14 protein-coding genes and 2 tRNA genes are annotated in these 16,506 nt (G+C 64.2%); 4 read left to right on the plus strand and 12 right to left on the minus strand.

Features of this window, described 5'->3' with window-relative positions; translation table 11 throughout:
* Nucleotides 1-16: 16 nt before the first annotated feature.
* Nucleotides 17-2,368, minus strand: a complete 2,352-nt coding sequence (locus RSE14_RS00305; RefSeq protein WP_324075090.1) for a thiamine pyrophosphate-binding protein — start codon at nucleotides 2,366-2,368, stop codon at nucleotides 17-19.
* Nucleotides 2,369-2,420: 52 nt separating this feature from the next.
* Complete coding sequence (locus tag RSE14_RS00310; protein ID WP_324075092.1) at nucleotides 2,421-4,097, minus strand: DUF885 family protein; 1,677 nt, start codon at nucleotides 4,095-4,097, stop codon at nucleotides 2,421-2,423.
* 468 nt (nucleotides 4,098-4,565) lie between these two features.
* Between RSE14_RS00310 and RSE14_RS00315 the strand changes: the two genes are divergently transcribed.
* Nucleotides 4,566-5,180: a DJ-1/PfpI family protein gene (locus tag RSE14_RS00315; RefSeq protein WP_324076946.1), complete on the plus strand. Its 615-nt coding sequence runs from the start codon at nucleotides 4,566-4,568 to the stop codon at nucleotides 5,178-5,180.
* 140 nt (nucleotides 5,181-5,320) lie between these two features.
* Here RSE14_RS00315 and RSE14_RS00320 read toward each other — a convergent pair whose 3' ends face one another.
* The 4 genes from RSE14_RS00320 to RSE14_RS00335 form a co-directional block, all read right to left on the minus strand.
* Complete coding sequence (locus RSE14_RS00320) at nucleotides 5,321-5,821, minus strand: SRPBCC family protein (RefSeq protein ID WP_324075094.1); 501 nt, start codon at nucleotides 5,819-5,821, stop codon at nucleotides 5,321-5,323.
* Nucleotides 5,818-6,318 carry an MGMT family protein gene (locus RSE14_RS00325; RefSeq protein WP_324075096.1) on the minus strand — a complete coding sequence of 167 codons (501 nt, stop codon included), beginning with the start codon at nucleotides 6,316-6,318 and terminating at the stop codon, nucleotides 5,818-5,820. Before RSE14_RS00325 ends, RSE14_RS00320 begins: the two co-directional genes overlap by 4 nt.
* A gap of 213 nt (nucleotides 6,319-6,531) precedes the next feature.
* Nucleotides 6,532-7,308, minus strand: coding sequence for a hypothetical protein (locus RSE14_RS00330; RefSeq protein WP_324075098.1), 777 nt, complete (start codon nucleotides 7,306-7,308; stop codon nucleotides 6,532-6,534).
* Between the two features lie 136 nt (nucleotides 7,309-7,444).
* Nucleotides 7,445-8,616 (minus strand): IS3 family transposase gene (locus tag RSE14_RS00335; RefSeq protein WP_324075101.1). Its coding sequence is split into 2 segments (ribosomal slippage): nucleotides 7,445-8,352 and nucleotides 8,352-8,616, totalling 1,173 coding nucleotides; the frame shifts between segments, so codons are not numbered across the junction.
* 95 nt (nucleotides 8,617-8,711) lie between these two features.
* Between RSE14_RS00335 and RSE14_RS00340 the strand changes: the two genes are divergently transcribed.
* The gene (locus tag RSE14_RS00340; protein WP_324075102.1) at nucleotides 8,712-9,032 is read left to right on the plus strand and encodes a surface-adhesin E family protein; all 321 of its coding nucleotides are present in this window, start codon (nucleotides 8,712-8,714) and stop codon (nucleotides 9,030-9,032) included.
* Nucleotides 9,033-9,389: 357 nt separating this feature from the next.
* On the opposite strand, the gene RSE14_RS00345 is transcribed toward RSE14_RS00340, so the two are convergent.
* From RSE14_RS00345 to RSE14_RS00360, 4 genes are all read right to left on the minus strand, one after another.
* Nucleotides 9,390-9,466, minus strand: a tRNA-Pro gene (locus RSE14_RS00345).
* Nucleotides 9,467-9,485: 19 nt separating this feature from the next.
* Nucleotides 9,486-9,558, minus strand: a tRNA-Ile gene (locus RSE14_RS00350).
* 91 nt (nucleotides 9,559-9,649) lie between these two features.
* Nucleotides 9,650-10,651: a polysaccharide deacetylase family protein gene (locus RSE14_RS00355; protein ID WP_324075104.1), complete on the minus strand. Its 1,002-nt coding sequence runs from the start codon at nucleotides 10,649-10,651 to the stop codon at nucleotides 9,650-9,652.
* A 13-nt stretch (nucleotides 10,652-10,664) separates the two neighbouring features.
* Nucleotides 10,665-12,530: a histidine kinase dimerization/phospho-acceptor domain-containing protein gene (locus RSE14_RS00360; RefSeq protein WP_324075106.1), complete on the minus strand. Its 1,866-nt coding sequence runs from the start codon at nucleotides 12,528-12,530 to the stop codon at nucleotides 10,665-10,667.
* Between the two features lie 228 nt (nucleotides 12,531-12,758).
* On the opposite strand from RSE14_RS00360, the gene RSE14_RS00365 reads away from it, so the two are divergent.
* Nucleotides 12,759-13,220 (plus strand): Lrp/AsnC family transcriptional regulator, encoded by a 462-nt coding sequence (locus RSE14_RS00365; RefSeq protein ID WP_067405649.1) that lies wholly within the window; start codon nucleotides 12,759-12,761, stop codon nucleotides 13,218-13,220.
* 41 nt (nucleotides 13,221-13,261) lie between these two features.
* On the plus strand, nucleotides 13,262-13,612 hold the full coding sequence (locus tag RSE14_RS00370; RefSeq protein WP_324075108.1) for a hypothetical protein: 351 nt from the start codon (nucleotides 13,262-13,264) through the stop codon (nucleotides 13,610-13,612).
* A gap of 12 nt (nucleotides 13,613-13,624) precedes the next feature.
* Here RSE14_RS00370 and RSE14_RS00375 read toward each other — a convergent pair whose 3' ends face one another.
* A complete protein-coding gene (locus RSE14_RS00375) occupies nucleotides 13,625-14,935 on the minus strand; it encodes an NAD(P)/FAD-dependent oxidoreductase (protein WP_324075111.1) in 1,311 nt (436 codons plus the stop codon).
* 220 nt (nucleotides 14,936-15,155) lie between these two features.
* Nucleotides 15,156-16,505, minus strand: coding sequence for an acetyl-CoA carboxylase biotin carboxylase subunit (gene accC / locus RSE14_RS00380; protein WP_324075113.1), 1,350 nt, complete (start codon nucleotides 16,503-16,505; stop codon nucleotides 15,156-15,158).
* Nucleotide 16,506: the final 1 nt, after the last annotated feature.

The following is a 16,506-nucleotide window of genomic DNA, read 5'->3' on the forward strand; positions in this document are numbered from 1 at the left end:
GCCGCGCGCGCCGTCCTCAGCCCAGGAACAACTCCGCCGCCGCGTCGATGATCGCCTCGGCATCGAGCCGGTAGGTGCGGTAGAGATCAATGAGGTCGCCGGTCTGGCCGAAGCGGTCGGTGCCCAGGGGGCTGACCCGCTGGCCGCGCACCCCGCCAAGCCACGACAGCGCTGCTGGCGAGCCGTCGAGCACGGTGACAAGGCCGGCGTCGGGGGCAAGCTGGCCGAGCAGGCGCTCGATATGGCTCGCCTTGCGCTCTGCCCCCTGCCAGCGCGCAGCACGCGCCGCAGACCAGTCGCGGTGCAGCCGGTCGGGCGAGGTTACGGCGAGGAGGCCCAGGCCGGGCAGATCATCCTGCAATTGCTCCCACGCGGCGAGCGCCTCGGGCGCGACCGCCCCGCAATAGGCAATCGCCGCCTTTGCGCCTTGGGCCGGTTCGCGCAGCCAGTAAGCCCCTGCCAGCGCGCCTGCCTCCCATGCCGCATCGACGCGGGTCTGCTGTTCGATCTGACGGGTGGTGAGGCGCAGATAGACCGAGCTGCCATCATCGGCCTGCATATGCGCAAAGGCCCAATGCATCAGCAGCGCCACCTCGTCGGCAAAAGCCGGCTCGAAGCTTTCGAGACCCGGCTGGCCCATCCCGATAAGCGGGGTGTTGATCGACTGGTGCGCGCCGCCTTCGCCTGCCAGCGTAATTCCCGATGGCGTGCCCACCAGCAGGAAGCGCGCATCCTGATAGCAGCCGTAATTCAACGCATCGAGGCCGCGGGCGATGAAGGGATCATAAACGGTGCCCACCGGAAACAGCCGCGTGCCGAAATGCGGTGCGGCGAGACCCAGCGAGGTAAGAGCGAGGAAGAAATTGTTCTCGGCAATGCCCAGCTCGATGTGCTGGCCCGCAGTGTGCGCGCTCCATTTCTGGGCCGAAGGGATACGCGCCTTCTGGAACACGTCGGCCAGTTCCTGTCGCCGGAACAGCCCGCGCTGGTTGACGAAGGCGCCGAGGTTGGTGGTCTGCGTCACGTCGGGCGCGGTGGTCACGATCCGGTCTGCGAGCGGCTCGTCCGATTTGGCCAGATCGAACAGGATGCGCCCGAAGGCGGCCTGCGTCGATTGCACTGCGCCATCGGGCACGGGCAGTCGGGCGGGCAGGGGAATTGCGGGGGCGGCGTGCTCGGGAGCCTTGCGGGCGATCGGGCTCGCCTTCACCAGCGCTTCGAGCCGCGCGGCGAGATTGTCGCCGAGGCCCGCCCACTTGTCCCATTCCTCGCCCGGTGCGATCCCGAGTTCGGCGCGCAGACCCTCGATCTGCGCGGTGTTCATCATCCCCGAGTGGTTGTCCTTGTGCCCCGCCAGCGGCAGGCCGTAGCCCTTCACCGTATAGGCGATGAACAGCGTGGGCTTGTCGTCGGTGACGGAATCGAAGGCGTCGAGCAGGGTCTCGATGCAATGCCCGCCAAGATTGGTCATCAGCAGCGCCAGCGCGGCATCATCATGGGCAGCGAGCAGTTCCGCCACGCCCGGTTGCGCGCCCAGATCCTTGGTTAGCCGTTCGCGCCATGCCGAGCCGCCGAGATAGGTCAGCACCGCGAAATCGGCATTGGGGCAGTTCTCGATCCAGTCTTCCAGCGCCTTGCCACCCGGCCGTTCAAAGGCTTCCCGCTGGAGCCGCCCGTGCTTTAGCGTCACCACCCGCCAGCCGCAGGTCTCGAAGATGTCGTCGAAGCGGCGGAACATCCGATCCGCCGTGGTGGCATCGAGGCTCTGGCGGTTGTAATCGACGATCCACCAGCAATTCCTGAGATCGTGTTTATAGCCCTCGATCAGGCATTCGTAGATGTTGCCCTCGTCGAGTTCGGCATCGCCCATCAGCGCGATCATGCGGCCAGCGTCGGCTTCTGCCATGCCCTCATGAGCGATGAGATAGTCCTGCACGAGGCTGCTGAAAGCCGTCACCGCCACCCCAAGCCCGACCGAGCCGGTCGAGAAGTCCACCGGGATCGTGTCCTTGGTGCGGCTGGGATAGGACTGCACCCCGCCAAGGCCACGGAACCGCGCCAGCTTGTCGCGGGTCTGTTCGTCCAGAAGATAGTGGATCGCGTGGAGCACCGGCCCGGCATGGGGCTTGACCGCCACCTTGTCCTGTGGACGCAGGGCGTGGAAATAGAGCGCGGTCATGATCGCGGTCATCGAGGCACAGCTCGCCTGATGCCCGCCGACCTTCAGCCCGTCCCGCTTTTCGCGCAGGTTGTTGGCATTGTGCACTGTCCACGAGGACAGCCAGCGCAGCCGCGCCTCGATCTGGGTCAGCAGTGCAATCTGCTCGGCGCGCGCGGGACCGGCGGAGAGGGGGGCAGGGGCTGTCATGCCGCGCCCTTAGGAACTCGGCCCCCAGCGGGCAAGGGCGAGCAGTGGCCCGCTAGTCCGCCGGAGGGATCGGCGGGGTGTTCCAGAACAGCGCCACCTCGTCCTCGGCGCCGGTCATCTCGTAACGCACCAATGCGATCGGAAGGCGGCCCGCAGCGAGGAACTGGTCGTGGAAATCCTTGAGGTTGAAGGCCTCGCCCAGCTGGCTTGCGCGGTCGGCCAGCAGCGCGTCCATCTGCAATTTGCCGATCGTGTAGGCGATGCCGTAGCCCGGCGGGCGGCGCAGGTAGATCTCGGCATCGACGCGGGCGACATCCTCGTCGAGCCACGGGGTCTTGGCGCGCATGTAGCCGACTGCCTCGGCCACCTTCCAGCGATTGCGCTGCATGTTGATATCGGCCGGGACGCGGGCGGCGCGGAAAATGCCGAAGAGCTCGATGAATTCATCCGCCCGCGGCCGGTCGCGGGTGGCGCCGGCAATCATCAGTGCCTCTTCGAGATAGGTTGCCCAGCCCTCGGCGCGGCCGCCGTCGCTATAGGCGCTGCGGATCGGACGGGTGTCGCGCTCGGCCAGCACCGCATCGAAACGGTGGCCGGGGATCACCGCGTGCAGGTGATCGGGGATCGGATCGCGGAACTGGATCTGCTCCCAGAAATTGGGGCCGCCCGGGCGCTCGATATAGGGCGTGTTGCTGCCCAGATCGCCGACATCACCGGGGATGGTGACGATATTCTCGTCCTTGAGGAAACGGCGGACGGCGGCATCGGTCGAGGCGATCTTGGCGGCTTGCTCAGCAGCGCTTTGCGACAGGGTGAGCTGCGGCAGATTGCGGTTGCGGTGGCGCAGCAGCACGAGGGCGGCGGTCATGCGTTCATGCTCGCGTTCGGCGAGGGTGACCATTTCGTCGCCCGTCAGCGGGATCATGCGGACGTGGCGGATATACCAGTCATAACGCGCCGCACCGACCCCGCCGGGAGCGCTCATCCGCGCCCGGTCGGCGCGCAGCCAGTCGCGAAAAGCCACCACCGCATTTCGTGCAGCCAGCACATCATCCACCAGATCGGGGCGGCTCGTACGGGCCCGCGCCAGCAGATCGTCATACCAGCCGATGATCCCGGCGGGCGGCACTGTGCGATAGGGGTGATAGTGATTGACCCCGTCGCTGTTCTCCAGGTTGTGGAGGGCAAGATCGGCAAAATCGCCCGCCACCTCGGTGAGATTGCCCCGCGCCGAGGCTAGCAACGGCGGCACGGCCCGCAGCCTTGTGCGCAGCTTGGCGATGTCCGCATCGCTCTTCGTCACCTCGGCAAAGGCGACTGCCATCAGCGGATCGAGATAGAAGCCGGGATCGCGCTTCCACGGGCGCAAGACTTCGAGATTGAAGCGGTAGCCGTTGAGGATCGATTTCACCGCGAGGTAATCGGCTTGCCCTGCGCGCGACCAGCTCTTGACAGGAAGGGCACTCAGCCGCGCCTCGAAAGCGGCCAGCCCGGCGAGTTTTCGCGCCATCAGATCATCGGCATAGACATCGCCGATGCGCGCGCCCGAATCCATCACCACACCGGCGGTAAAGCCGGGCAGCATATATTGGCGCAGATCCTCGTTGAGGGTGACGAGTGCGTCATAACCCGCATCAACCACCGGAGCCTGCGCTTGTGTCTGCGCCAGCACCTGCGCTGGCATGCCTGCCGTCATTGCACACGCCAGCATGCCGAGGATGAACCGCATGATCGTCTCCCTTTGTCCCTTGCCGACCATGTGTGGCGCGATTGTCGGGATAGGGGAAGATGGGTTTTGCGGGTCTTGTGAAAAGTGGTCGGGGAGACAGGATTCGAGTCCATTTTTCCGACCACCCGCAAAGCCCGGAAAGCCGCGGGTTGCAGCACGGCGCGAAGGCCGTGTGCACAGGCATGTGACATACGATGAATCCCGCTGCAAGGGCCGAATTAGGGCGGGGCAGGGTGCTGATCGGCGAGCGCAATTGGGGGACGCGATCGGTCCGTTTGTATCGCTGATCCGGTCGCGGGCCTGCCGCTTCGACAATCGGTCAACCATGCCCGGCGGTGGCTGCTGACAATGTCCGCTTTGCCGCATTCGCGCAAAATTCCTGCCATTCAGCAAGCGACCCCATTGTGGTCATTCCGCCATCGAGTATTTCGCGCTAAGGCGTTCAGCCTAACTTTGAGTTTGACCGAAATGCAGATCGCCGTTCTCACCTTCGACGGATTCAACGAGTTGGACTCGTTCATCGCTGCGGGCATCCTCAACAGGATGAAACCGAAAGGCTGGGGAGCGTATATCACCTCGCCTACGGAGCAGGTGACTTCGATGAATGGTGTCACAGTCACCCGCCAGCGACCTCTATCCTTCGCAAAGGAAGCTGATGCTGTGCTAATCGGCAGCGGCATAAAGACCCGCGAAATCGCCACCGACCCGGCGTTGATCGGTCAGATCGACCTTGACCCCGAGCGGCAACTAATCGGTGCCCAGTGCTCGGGAACTTTGCTGCTGGCAAAGCTCGGGTTCGTGGGCGATCTTCCGGCATGCACCGACCTCACTACAAAGGCTTGGGTAATCGAGGCGGGCGTGCGGGTCATCGACGCACCTTTTGTCGCGCACGGCAATGTTGCCACGGCTGGCGGATGCCTGTCATCTCAATATCTCGCAGCGTGGATGATCGCGCGGGGAGCGTCGTGGCAGGACGCGGCGCAGGCGATCCATTACGTGGCTCCGGTGGGTGAGAAGGACCAGTGGATCGATCGCGCCAGCACCGCAGTCGGCAAGTTCCTCCCCTGTGCGGCCGCAGCGTAAGGGCCGCTTCCCACCCATCACCGGCCATGAGCGGAGCCGATTCGCGATCCCGAAAGCCGCATGGCGGCTTTGCCTCGTTTCTGAAGAATTCCTGCCCTTCGGCTATCGACCCCGTTCCTGCCGCGATCGGCCGTGCTTCATCATTGGGGTTCAGTTACGCGCCGGAGATCCTGTAGGTAAAGGTCAAGATGCTGGCCCGGTGGACTGGTCATACGACCGATTGCCCGAAGGAAAGGATTTGGGATCGTGACCTCTTCGGCAAACACGCCGCGTGTGCCGTTGCCATCGGGTTCAAGCCCGGCACGCCAAAGTCCCTCGAAACCAAGCGACGACTTGTAGGCGATGACGAAGGTGCTTGCGGGACGGCTCTCGATCAACCGAAAGGCAAGCGTGCTTCCGTCGTCGGGGAATTCGGTCCATTGCTTGCCGTCGCTGCTGACCTCAACCTTGCCGATATCGCTACGCCACGCCTTTTGACCGCGAACGTCGCTGATACGAGCGTGGACCCCCTCGGGCGATGCTGCGAATTGGACCTCACGCTCGGTTCTGGTGGTTGCGGGGATTGAAAGACCCCAGGCGTAAAGTCCGCCGAGGGCAAGCACCGCAAGCGCGGCAAGCGCCAGCAAGGCCTTCCGGATCATGCGCGCCTCTCCAGCGGATCCGCTGGCGTCCGATCGGCAAAGTCAAAGACGGCAGGCTTCTTGCGCAGCGGCGAAACGCGCACGCCCTCGGCTTCCAGCAGCGCCTGCTGCGCCTCGGTGCCGCCGGGGTATTTGGGATTGAGAAAGCCGCCTTTCTTCAGCACGCGCCACCAAGGCGTAAGCTCACTTTCAGGCAAACCAATCGCGCGCTGCTCCTCTGCTGCGCGTGCGCACATATTGAGGAAGATCGCGGTCGAAACGGGACAGGCCACCGCGACCTGATGGCGGCGGGCGATTGCGGCGCGAAGGTCATCGAGCGTAACGACCTCTCCCGACTTGAGCGTGCGCACAATGGCGTTCACCTCCGCGGGGGAGGAGACAACCATCGCCCCGCCATCGGCCTCACGATAGCCAGGTGCACCTGGTGGAATCATATGGACAATGTGCGGTTCGCGCCCGTTGTTCAGGTGCTCCAGTGCGGTCTTTCGTTTTGCCATAGGGTCGCTCTCTCCGATTCGAGCGAAGGCTTACCGCATCACCAATCGCGGCGGAATAAGAGCGGTTTGTTCGCTTTTTGATCTAATCGCACCGCCGCAAGACCCGCGCGCGACAACAGGAGCAGACCTTCTCAAATCCACTCAACACCGGTCATCCCGCTCACCACGCTGCAACGACAAAACCGGACAACGAGTGCCGCAGTGCAGGATGGATCACATACCGAGTCCTTGTCCAAATCCAGGCGGCAATCGGAGCCCTTTTCTGACCTTTTCATCCGTTTGCCGCTGCTCTTCATCGAGTTGCGACGCACGCTCGGGTTGTGATTTGGCCAAGGCTGAGCGTTCCTTCTTCAGGCTTTCGCGGAGTTCGAGGACGCTGTCTGTCGTCGTGCTCAAATGCGTGAACGCCTGTGCCGCGTGAACAAAGCTCGACTCCAAGTCAGCCAAAGGCATCCTCGCCACATTTCCGGGGTCGCTGTCATTGGCAGGGCGCATGGTCATGCTATCGCCTTCAATCGAGGCAGCCCACTGGCCGGACGTGATTGCATCCAGAATCTTCCGCGATTTTTCAATGCGCTGCTGCTCGGCGGAAAGCGCCTCTGCTTTGCGCTTCCAATCGGCCTTGGCCGCTTCGGCTTGCTGCCATGCTTTGCCAAGCTCATGTCTTGCCTTGATAATGCCTCTCGCCCAGTCGGGCGCGTCTTTCTGGACGGTTGAACGGAGCGGTTCCGGCATTGACGCCATCAGTTGAGGTGCGACAGCAACCTTGCCGCTGCCATCAATGATGATCTTGTCAGGTGCCGAAGCGGTGGCGGCGATCAAGGCCATCCAGTGCTCCTGCACCAGCATCGCGGCGCTAGCCTGTCTTTCCTTCGCCGCAGCGGCGTTCGATGCCTCCGTTGCCGCGTCTAGCCGCTGTTTGATCTGTCGTTCTGACTCGCTGACGTTCGCGATCCTGACATCCAGATCGCGCACGGCATCGTGGTGCACTCGCACGGCTTCCTGATGGGCGGCGACGGACCGCTGATGCTCTCTGCGCTCTCGTTCCAGCGTCGACTCCCGGTCTGAGGTGGTCCCGCCTTTTTGGACAGTTTGGCGGCTAAGTTAAGCTAATCCCGGTTGTCGTTCATGCCGCCTGTTTGGTCATCAGATCATGGGGGGCATGCCCCCCATGATCTGATTGCCCGATCCGCCGATAGGCCTCGACCGGGGTTCGCCCGGCCAGGCCCGAGTGCGGACGCTGGGTGTTGTAATAGGTGATCCACCGGCCAAGGCCAGCCTTCAGCTCCGATCCGGTCTCACAGGCATGGAGATAGACGCATTCGTATTTCAGGGAGCGCCAGAGGCGCTCGATAAAGACGTTGTCCATCCACCGCCCCCGGCCATCCATGCTGATGCGGACCTCGGCGTCTCGCAGCACGCTGGTGAAGGCGTAGCTGGTAAACTGGCTGCCCTGGTCGGTATTGAAGATCTCCGGCTTGCCGAACCGGACCAGCGCCTCCTCCAGCGCCGCGACGCAGAACCCGGCGTCCATCGTGTTCGACAGCCGCCACGCCAAGACCTTGCGGGTGGCCCAGTCCATGATCGCCACCAGGTAGAGGAAGCCGCGGCGCATCGGGATGTATGTCACATCGGCGCACCAGACATGGTTGGGCCGCTCGATCGCCAGCTTGCGCAGCAGGTACGGATAGACCCGGTGCTGCGGGTGCGGATCGCTCGTGCGCGGCCGCTGGTAGATCGGCGTCAGGCCCATCTTCGCCATCAACCGCCGTGCACGGCGACGACCGACCTCGTGGCCGTTGCGACGCAGGTGCCGCGCCATCTGGCGGCTGCCGTACCACGGACACTCCATGAAGGTTTCGTCGATCACCGTCATCAGCGCCAGCGTCTCATCCGTTTCCGGCACCGGCGCGTAGTAATAGGACGAACGACTAATCCGCAGCAGGCGGCACTGCGCCGAGATCGACAAGCGGTGGTGAGCAGGTTCGACCATCGCCCGCCTCCGGTCCAGGCTCATCGACCGAAGGCTTTCGCTAAAAAATCCCGCTCCACCACCAGTTGCCCGATCTTGGCGTGCAGCTTTTCCACCTCGCCCTCGCTGACCGCCCTGGCCGCATCACCAGCCCCGGAAAAGGTGCTCGCCATCCCGTCGATGGCCTGCCGCTTCCAGGCCGCGATCATCGTGTGGTGCACGCCATGCTTCGCTGCCAGCTCCGCCAGCGTCAGGTCGCCCCGGATCGCTTCCAGCGCCACCTTGGCCTTGAACTCCGCGCTGTAGCGCTTCCTCGTCGTCTTCATTCCCGTACCAATCCATCAGGTCGGGATTAGCTTAGCATCCTGTCCAGAAAACCGGCACCACCTCAGCCCAACACGACAGGGACGCGCCGGACTGGGTGCGCATTCAGACTGATAACCACGATGATAGCTCGACCTACGTTGATCTGAAATCGATCCGCGCCGGTAACGGATATCGGCAGGTGTGGGCAAAGCAGGTCTTCAAACCTAACCCTAACGCCATCAAAGAGATCCGCGTTCAGTACGAGCTTGATTGCAAGGACCCGGCGTATCGCATCCTCAGAAGCCGTGTTTACCAGAAAGATGGCTCGGTCGAGGGTCAACCCAAAGGCGAGGGCTGGTTCAACGTTTTGCCTGACGATACGAGCGGGCTAAAGGCGCTTCATGATGCCGTTTGTGGCGCAAGAGTTCGGGCGTAGCGCTGGGGTCAGAGGTGTTTGCGAGCCCCTCGCGCTCCTGCTCAAGCATCGCGATGGGCCGAAGCGGGCTTGTGATCGGCCGGTTCGGATTTTCCAGTTCATCATCAAAAAAAATTCGCGCGGACGTAGCCCGTGACAGTCCCGCCACGCTCGGCCCCACCCCCGGGGGGTGGGGCGCGACCTAAATCGAGAATCGAAACGATTTGCTGGGATGGCGTGTGACCTATCGGCCTGGCCAGCGAAAGACCTGACGCGGGACCATCACGCCTGGGCGCGCCCGTGATTGCTATATGATTGCTGAAGGTGGTTAGGCCGCTAAATAGCATCCATAATTTTAATCTAACTCTCTGAAAAAGTTGGTCGGGGAGACAGGATTCGAACCTGCGACCCTCTGCTCCCAAAGCAGATGCGCTACCAGACTGCGCTACTCCCCGACGCTCGCCCCCGCCCCGGTGGGCCCGGCAGGATTCGAACCCGCGACCTAGCCGTTATGAGCGGCCAGCTCTAACCGCTGAGCTACAGGCCCGTGATATGGGGCCGGAGACAGGGCGAATGCTTGCCTCTACTGCGCTGCCCGCACAGAGACAAGCCGCGATGACCGAGCCCGTTCTGGCGGATCAGCCGGAGGTGGCGGCGATGATGTCGGCGACAGTGCAGCTGCGGATCCCGCGACGGTCCAGGTCGGCGTAGATTGCGGCGAACCATTCATACAGCGCCTCGACCGCCTGTTCGTCCTTGGCATAGGAGGTGTTGCCGGGCGCGAGCGTGGGGCTGTGGAACGACAGCACCAGCACCGGAAGGCCGCTGTCATGTGCAATGTCGATCCCGCGCAGGGCCTCTGCGATGGTCACGCCTTCGGGTGTCAGGGCTATGCGTTCAAGCAGGCTGAAATGCGACATCGCGCCCAGCACTGTCGGCAGGGCGGGGCGCAGGCGTTGGAGACTGACACCGACATTTCGGAAAATGCCCCAGTGGACGCTGGTCACCGGCAGTTCGAGGAGCTGGCGCTCGGCATCGACCCAATAGGGGCTGACGGGGTGGCGCGAATAGTCCGGCCCGCCCTGATCGCTGTAATCGAACAGCGTGCGCACCGAGGTGTCGATGCGGATGCCCGCCGCCTTGAGCAGATCGGCAGTGTCCGGCCCCAGACCATAGCGCCCGGCGCGGTAGATCAGCGGCGGCGATCCGAAAGCGGCCTCGATCGCATCCCGTAGCCCCATGAACTTGGCCGCTTCCAGTTCCCGCGGAAGATTGCCCGCGTAGGAATTGTGGACGTTAACATCCTCGTCGAAGGGCGGGTTGACCCAGGGGTGGAGCTGTACCCCGACCTCGGCCGTCCCGCGCCGCACCGCATCGCCGATGATCTCGACTGCGGCGGCATCTTTCACGATCGGCCAGTCGACGAGGTAAACCGGGTGTGCACCGATGCTTTCGCAAAAGCTCTGGAAGCGCGGAATCGCGGCAACGTGGCTGAGGCCGTAGCCCTCGCGCCGGAACGGAGCGCCCCAGTCGAACTCTTCCTCGGTATCGACCGTCAGCAGAACACGCTGGCCGAAACCGGGCGCAAATTGCGCGGTCGCCGCGGAACTGGGCGGCACCAGCATCGATTCTGTTGCCATCAGCCTGATCCCTCTAGCGCGCGACCCCAGCCTGATGGCTAGGCAGGTCATCCGACAGGGTCAAGAGCGGGAGGGTGAGCACCAGCTTGCCGTCTTCGCAAGTCAGCGCCCCGCCAGCCGCGCGCGCCTCGGCGCGGGCGAGGCGGAAGGCGAAGCCGGCGCCGAACAGCCCGGCATTGATCGCGCTTTCTGGCGGGCGCGCGGTCGCGGCAAACAGGTTGTCCTCGCGTGCCAGATCGGCCGGCAGGCTGCATTCGAGCCGCGCTTGCGGTTGGCCCTGAAGAATTACAGGCGATAGGCGTGCAGCGAGCTGTTCGCCCGCACCGCAGGCTGCGGCAAGGCTGGCGAGCAGCCGCCACAGCAGCGCCTCGGCATCATCGCTGTCGCAGCCCGCCAGCAGGCTTGCATCGGGGGTGAGGACCAGCGCGATCCCCGCCTCGCGTGCGGCGAGCACAGGGGTGAGCTGGTCGACGATCCGACGGGTGAGGCGCGCGATATCAGCCTCGCCGGGATCGATCCCGAGCGCACCGGTTTCGAGCCGCGCCAGCCGGTCTAGCTCGTCGAACCCGGCCAAAATGCGCGCCGCATCGGCAGCGATCGCGGCGGCGAGCGCGCGATATTCGTGCGGGGCGGGGCCGAAAAGCTGCTGCTGGATCACCTCGGCATAGCCTTGCACAGCGGTGACCGGCGTGCGCAATTCGTGGAGCAACTGGCGGATGCGGTCCGCCTCGCGCGCTTCGGCAGGCGCAGGCTGTTCGAGGTCGGCCAGAGGACGACGCAGGCGGCCGACATAGCCGGTGAAATGCCCTTCGAAACTGAAGCTGGGCTGGGCATCGAGGGTCCATTCGCCGCTGATCGCGCTGGCCCCGCCAAGGGTGAATCGATGGCCAAGGATTGGCTGGCGGCGTGCGAAAGCGCGATCGATAGCGCTTTCTTCGACGATCGTGCTGGCCAGGGCGCGCGGGGCAACCAGCCGGGTACCGATCACCATCGGCGCGACTTCGCTTGAGGCCCATTCGATCCGTCCGGCGGCATCCGCCGCGAAGCCGAAGGCGGCAATCGGGCGCTCTGGCAGCTCGGGAAATTCGCCCAGTGGCAGGCGCGGCGCGATGTCCGCGTCGCTCCCGGTTTCGCTGCGCTCGCGCCGGAATTGGGCGATGCGTTCGACCAGCGCCGAGATTTCGCTGCGGCCGGTCTCGTCGGGGTCTGCCACCGTGGCACGCTCGCGGCGGTGCAGCGGGATCAGGGCGGGAGCGACGGGTGGGGCGGACGGCTCGGCCGGCTCGGCAGGCTCGAGCGGGCGGGTTGCGGGCGCGTGCGCGGATGACGCCGGTTCCGGGGCCACGCTGTTGTCGGGCCGGGGGAGGCCGCGATCATGGATGCCCAGCCGTGCCAGCAGCGCCTCGACATCCACCGGCAAATCGCGGCGCAGGCGCAGAAAACCGCGCGCACGCACGGGCAGGCGCGGGATCAGCGCAGTCCAATCTTCGACCGAAAGCTCCGCCCGCGAGAGCGCGGCCATCGCGACCTCTGGCTCCTGATCGGCAAGATGGGCAGCGAGATCGGCGCTCCGGAAGCGCCAGCCGGCCTCGCGGATGATCCCGGCCCGCTGCGGCGCGGGAATGGCGTCGGCGAGCGTGTCCATTCGCAGCCACGCCGCTGCGACCAGGCTCTGGTGCTGGGCATTGGCCGGATGCAGGCGGTCCTTGCCGAGCAGATCGAGCAGCTGGCGATATTGCGTGCGCAACCCCGCCTCGCCGGTGGCGCGCTGGCGCAGCACGGTGGCAAGGCGATCATCGAAGAACACGCTTGGGCTCACTCCTCCGGCGACTGCCACGGCCCACTGGGCCCGCACACCGCCCGAATCGGCGGCCTCCATCACGGCGCAGAAGCAGCGCGTAGCGCGCCCTGCTTGCGATGTTCTAACAGGATGGGACAATTGTCACAGTCTGACGCGCAAGGTGCGTTGCAAAGCGGGACAATTGCTGGCAGACCTAATAATATTAGCGAAGCGAGCCTTCCGGCACGCCTCTTCTTACTTCGCAACGATAGGGCAAGCAGCGTTGCCGACAGGTGAACGCGAGGCTGGGCAAGGAGCTGAATCCGAGTGGCCAATCTGGATGATATCGACCGCCGTCTGCTGGCCGAACTGCAGGCAGAAGGCCGGGTGACCAATGTCGAGCTGGCCCAGCGTGTCGGATTGACCGCGCCGCCCTGTCTGCGCCGGGTGCGGGGCCTCGAAGAGGACGGCGTGATCCGCGGCTATCATGCCGATTTGGATCCGTCCAAGCTCGGCTTTGCCATCACCGTCTTTGCGATGGTGAGCCTCAAGAGCCAGGCTGAAGCGTCCTTGCGCGAGTTCGAAGAGCATATGCGCGCCCTTCCCGAAGTGCGCGAGTGCCACATGCTCAACGGGGAAATCGACTTCATTCTCAAGATCGTGAGCAAGGACCTTCAGAGCTTTCAGGAATTCCTGACTGGCAAGCTGACGCCTGCTCCCAATGTGGAAAGCGTCAAGACTTCGCTGACGATCCGCACCGCCAAACAGGAACCCGGCGTCCCGCTGTGAAGGCAAGGGCGGCGCTCGCATCGGCCGGTCTGGTTGCGGCCTTGACGCTGGTGTCCGGCTGTTCTGCCAGTGACGGATCCGAACCCGAAGGCGCCAAGCCGTTCGATGCCATGGCCCCAGACGAGCATCTCGCCTGCGCGGTGGATATCAGCGCCTACACCTATCTGATCGCGGCCGGCACCTTGCCCGAGGACCGCGAACTGGCCGGACAATCCGCTCTCGCCCTCGCATGGCACCACAATGCCTACGCGATCCCGCAAGGCCTGAGCGATCAGGCCGACCTCATCAACCGCAAGCGCACCGCGCTGATGGGGGCCGATCAGCCCAAAGCGATCGCTGCCCGCGCCGCCGCCTGCATCGCTGCGGCGATGGCGAAGCACGGGGCTGAGTAGCGCTACTCCGACTTAATGCAGCTTGAGGCGTGGACGCACGATGCGGTTCACGCGGCCGATCAGCATCAGGAATGTCGCCTTCAGCCAGCCGTGGATGCCGATCAGGTGCAGGCGGTAGAGCGAGGTGTAGATGAACCGCGCCAGCCGTCCTTCGATCGCCATGCTCCCGCCGATGAGGTTGCCCATCAGGCTGCCCACGGTCGAGAAGCGCGAGAGCGACACCAGCGAACCCTTGTCGTGATAGGTGAAATGCTTGAGCGGGCGGCCCGATTGTTTGCGCACGATGTTGGCGAACACCACCTCGGCCATCTGGTGCGCGGCCTGCGCGCGCGGGGGCACGGGACGATCCTCGCCCGGCGGCGTGTAGCTGGCGCAGTCCCCGAGCGCGAAGATATCGGGATCGACCGTGGTCTGGAGCGTGTCGGTGACGAGGATCTGGTTGCGCGGATTGGTTTCGAGGCCAAGGCCGGAGAGGAAATCCGCGCCCTTCACGCCGGCAGCCCAGACGATGAGGTCAGCCTCGATCGCCTCGCCGGTCTTGGTTATGAGCTGGCGCGGGCGCGCCTCGACCACTTGCACCGCCGGGCGCACCTGCACACCGAGTTGCCCCAGTTCATAAGTCGCCGCAGCCGCCAGCTTGTCGGGCAGCGCAGGCAGGATGCGCGGTCCGGCTTCGAGCAGGGTCACATGCATCCGGCTCTCGTCGAACACCTCGAGGCCGTAGTGCCGCAGGGCTCCTGCCGCATTGTAGAGTTCCGCGGCCAACTCCACGCCGGTGGCGCCGCCGCCGACAATCGCGACGCGCACCTGCTCGTTGGCGCCCGGGTCCTTCATCATCGCGCGGCTGACGCGCAGGCAGTGGTTCAATAGCCGTGTGCGGAAGCGATCGGCCTGTTCGCGGCTGTCGAGGTAGAGGCAATGGTCCTTCACACCCGGGACGCCGAAATCATTGGAAACCGAGCCCAAGGCGAGCGCCAGAATATCGTAGCGGATGGTGTGCCCCGCGATCAGTTCGCTGCCGTCCTCGTCCTTCACCGGCGCAAGGCGGATGGTCTTTGCGGTGCGATCAACGCTTTCAAGGCTGCCCTGGAAGAAGCGGTAGCCCCAGCGGAAGCAATGGCCGCGATAGCCCACTTCATCGAGATTGGCATCGAGCGAGCCGGCGGCAACCTCGTGCAGCAGCGGCTTCCAGATATGGGAAAGGTTCTTGTCGACGAGGATGATGTCGTGATGCTTGCGCCCGTATTTAGCCCCCAGCCGGCGGACAAGCTCGAGCCCTCCGGCGCCGCCACCGACGACAACGATCTGGGTCTTGCGGTTCATCGGGCACTCCTTGGCACGGCTGTGCAGCGCAATCCCGGCGCTGACTATAGCCGGGCTGAAAAACAAAATCGCGTCGAATCATGCCGCTGACCTGCGACACGATCTTTCTCGAGGGGAGGCGAGTTCGTCCATAAGCAAACGGGCGGAAGGGTCCAATCCTTCCGCCCGTCAATCATTCCGATTTGTGTTGCGGTGCAACATAAATGCACCGATGGTTGGTTCAGTCCTCGCGGGTCTCCAACCACTGCTCGAGCCACTTGATCGAATAGTCGCCGTTGAGGACGTCGGTCTGGCGCAGCAATTCCTGGTGGAGCGGGATGTTGGTCTTGACCCCTTCGACGACCATTTCCTCCAGCGCGCGGCGCAGACGCATGATGCAGCCTTCGCGGGTGCGGCCATAGACGATCAGTTTGGCGATCATGGAGTCGTAATAGGGCGGGATCTTGTAGCCGGCGTAAAGCCCTGAATCGACGCGCACATGCATCCCGCCTGCCGCGTGATAATAGGTCACAAGGCCGGGCGAGGGCGCGAAGGTGAAGGGGTCTTCTGCGTTGATACGGCACTCGATCGCATGGCCGTGGAATTCGAGCTCTTCCTGTTTCACCGAAAGCGGCTTGCCCTCGGCGATGCGGATCTGCTCGCGCACCAAATCAACGCCCGTGATCGCTTCGGTCACGGGGTGTTCGACCTGCAGGCGGGTGTTCATCTCGATGAAGTAGAACTCGCCGTTCTCCCACAGGAACTCGATCGTGCCTGCACCGCGATAGGCCATGTCGCGCATGGCTTGCGCGCAGACTTCGCCCATGCGCATCCGCTCTTCGGCGCTGATGACGGGCGACGGGGCCTCTTCGAGCACCTTCTGGTGGCGGCGCTGGAGCGAGCAGTCGCGCTCGCCCAGATGGATCGCTCCGCCATTGCCGTCGCCGAAGACCTGGAATTCGATGTGGCGCGGATTGCCGAGATATTTCTCGATATAGACGGTCGCATCGCCGAAAGCGGCCTTTGCCTCGCTGCCTGCCTGCTGCATCAGGGTTTCGAGCTTGTCCTCGCTTTCGCACACCTTCATGCCGCGACCGCCGCCGCCCGAAGCGGCCTTGATGATCACGGGATAGCCGATTTCCTTGGCGATCTTGCGCGCCTCGTCGAAATCGCTGACCGCGCCGTCCGAACCCGGCACCAGCGGCAGGCCCAGCGCGCCAGCGGTGCGCTTGGCCTCGACCTTGTCGCCCATGGTGCGGATATGCTCGGGCTTGGGGCCGATCCAGATGATGTCATGCGCTTCGACGATATCGGCGAACTTGGCGTTCTCCGACAGGAAGCCATAGCCCGGGTGGATCGCATCGCATTGCGCGACTTCGGCTGCCGAGATGATGTTGGCGATGTTGAGATAGCTCTCGCCAGCTGGCGGCGGGCCGATGCAGACCGCGTGATCGGCGAGGCGCACGTGCATCGCATCGGCATCAGCGGTGGAGTGCACCGCAACCGTCTCGATCCCCATTTCGTGGGCAGCGCGGTGGATGCGCAGCGCGATCTCGCCGCGATTGGCGATCAGGATGCGTTTGATGCCCATG

Source organism: Erythrobacter sp. (genome assembly GCF_035194505.1).
Lineage (GTDB): Bacteria > Pseudomonadota > Alphaproteobacteria > Sphingomonadales > Sphingomonadaceae > Erythrobacter.

Coding starts and splice junctions, on each gene's coding strand:
- RSE14_RS00375 (WP_324075111.1), bottom strand. CDS start 14,935: ATGAACCGCAAGACCCAGATCGTTGTCGTCGGTGGCGGCGCCGGAGGG.
- RSE14_RS00325 (WP_324075096.1), bottom strand. CDS start 6,318: ATGGCAAAACGAAAGACCGCACTGGAGCACCTGAACAACGGGCGCGAA.
- RSE14_RS00360 (WP_324075106.1), bottom strand. CDS start 12,530: ATGGAGGCCGCCGATTCGGGCGGTGTGCGGGCCCAGTGGGCCGTGGCA.
- accC (WP_324075113.1), bottom strand. CDS start 16,505: ATGGGCATCAAACGCATCCTGATCGCCAATCGCGGCGAGATCGCGCTG.
- RSE14_RS00315 (WP_324076946.1), top strand. CDS start 4,566: ATGCAGATCGCCGTTCTCACCTTCGACGGATTCAACGAGTTGGACTCG.
- RSE14_RS00305 (WP_324075090.1), bottom strand. CDS start 2,368: ATGACAGCCCCTGCCCCCCTCTCCGCCGGTCCCGCGCGCGCCGAGCAG.
- RSE14_RS00320 (WP_324075094.1), bottom strand. CDS start 5,821: ATGATCCGGAAGGCCTTGCTGGCGCTTGCCGCGCTTGCGGTGCTTGCC.
- RSE14_RS00355 (WP_324075104.1), bottom strand. CDS start 10,651: ATGGCAACAGAATCGATGCTGGTGCCGCCCAGTTCCGCGGCGACCGCG.
- RSE14_RS00310 (WP_324075092.1), bottom strand. CDS start 4,097: ATGCGGTTCATCCTCGGCATGCTGGCGTGTGCAATGACGGCAGGCATG.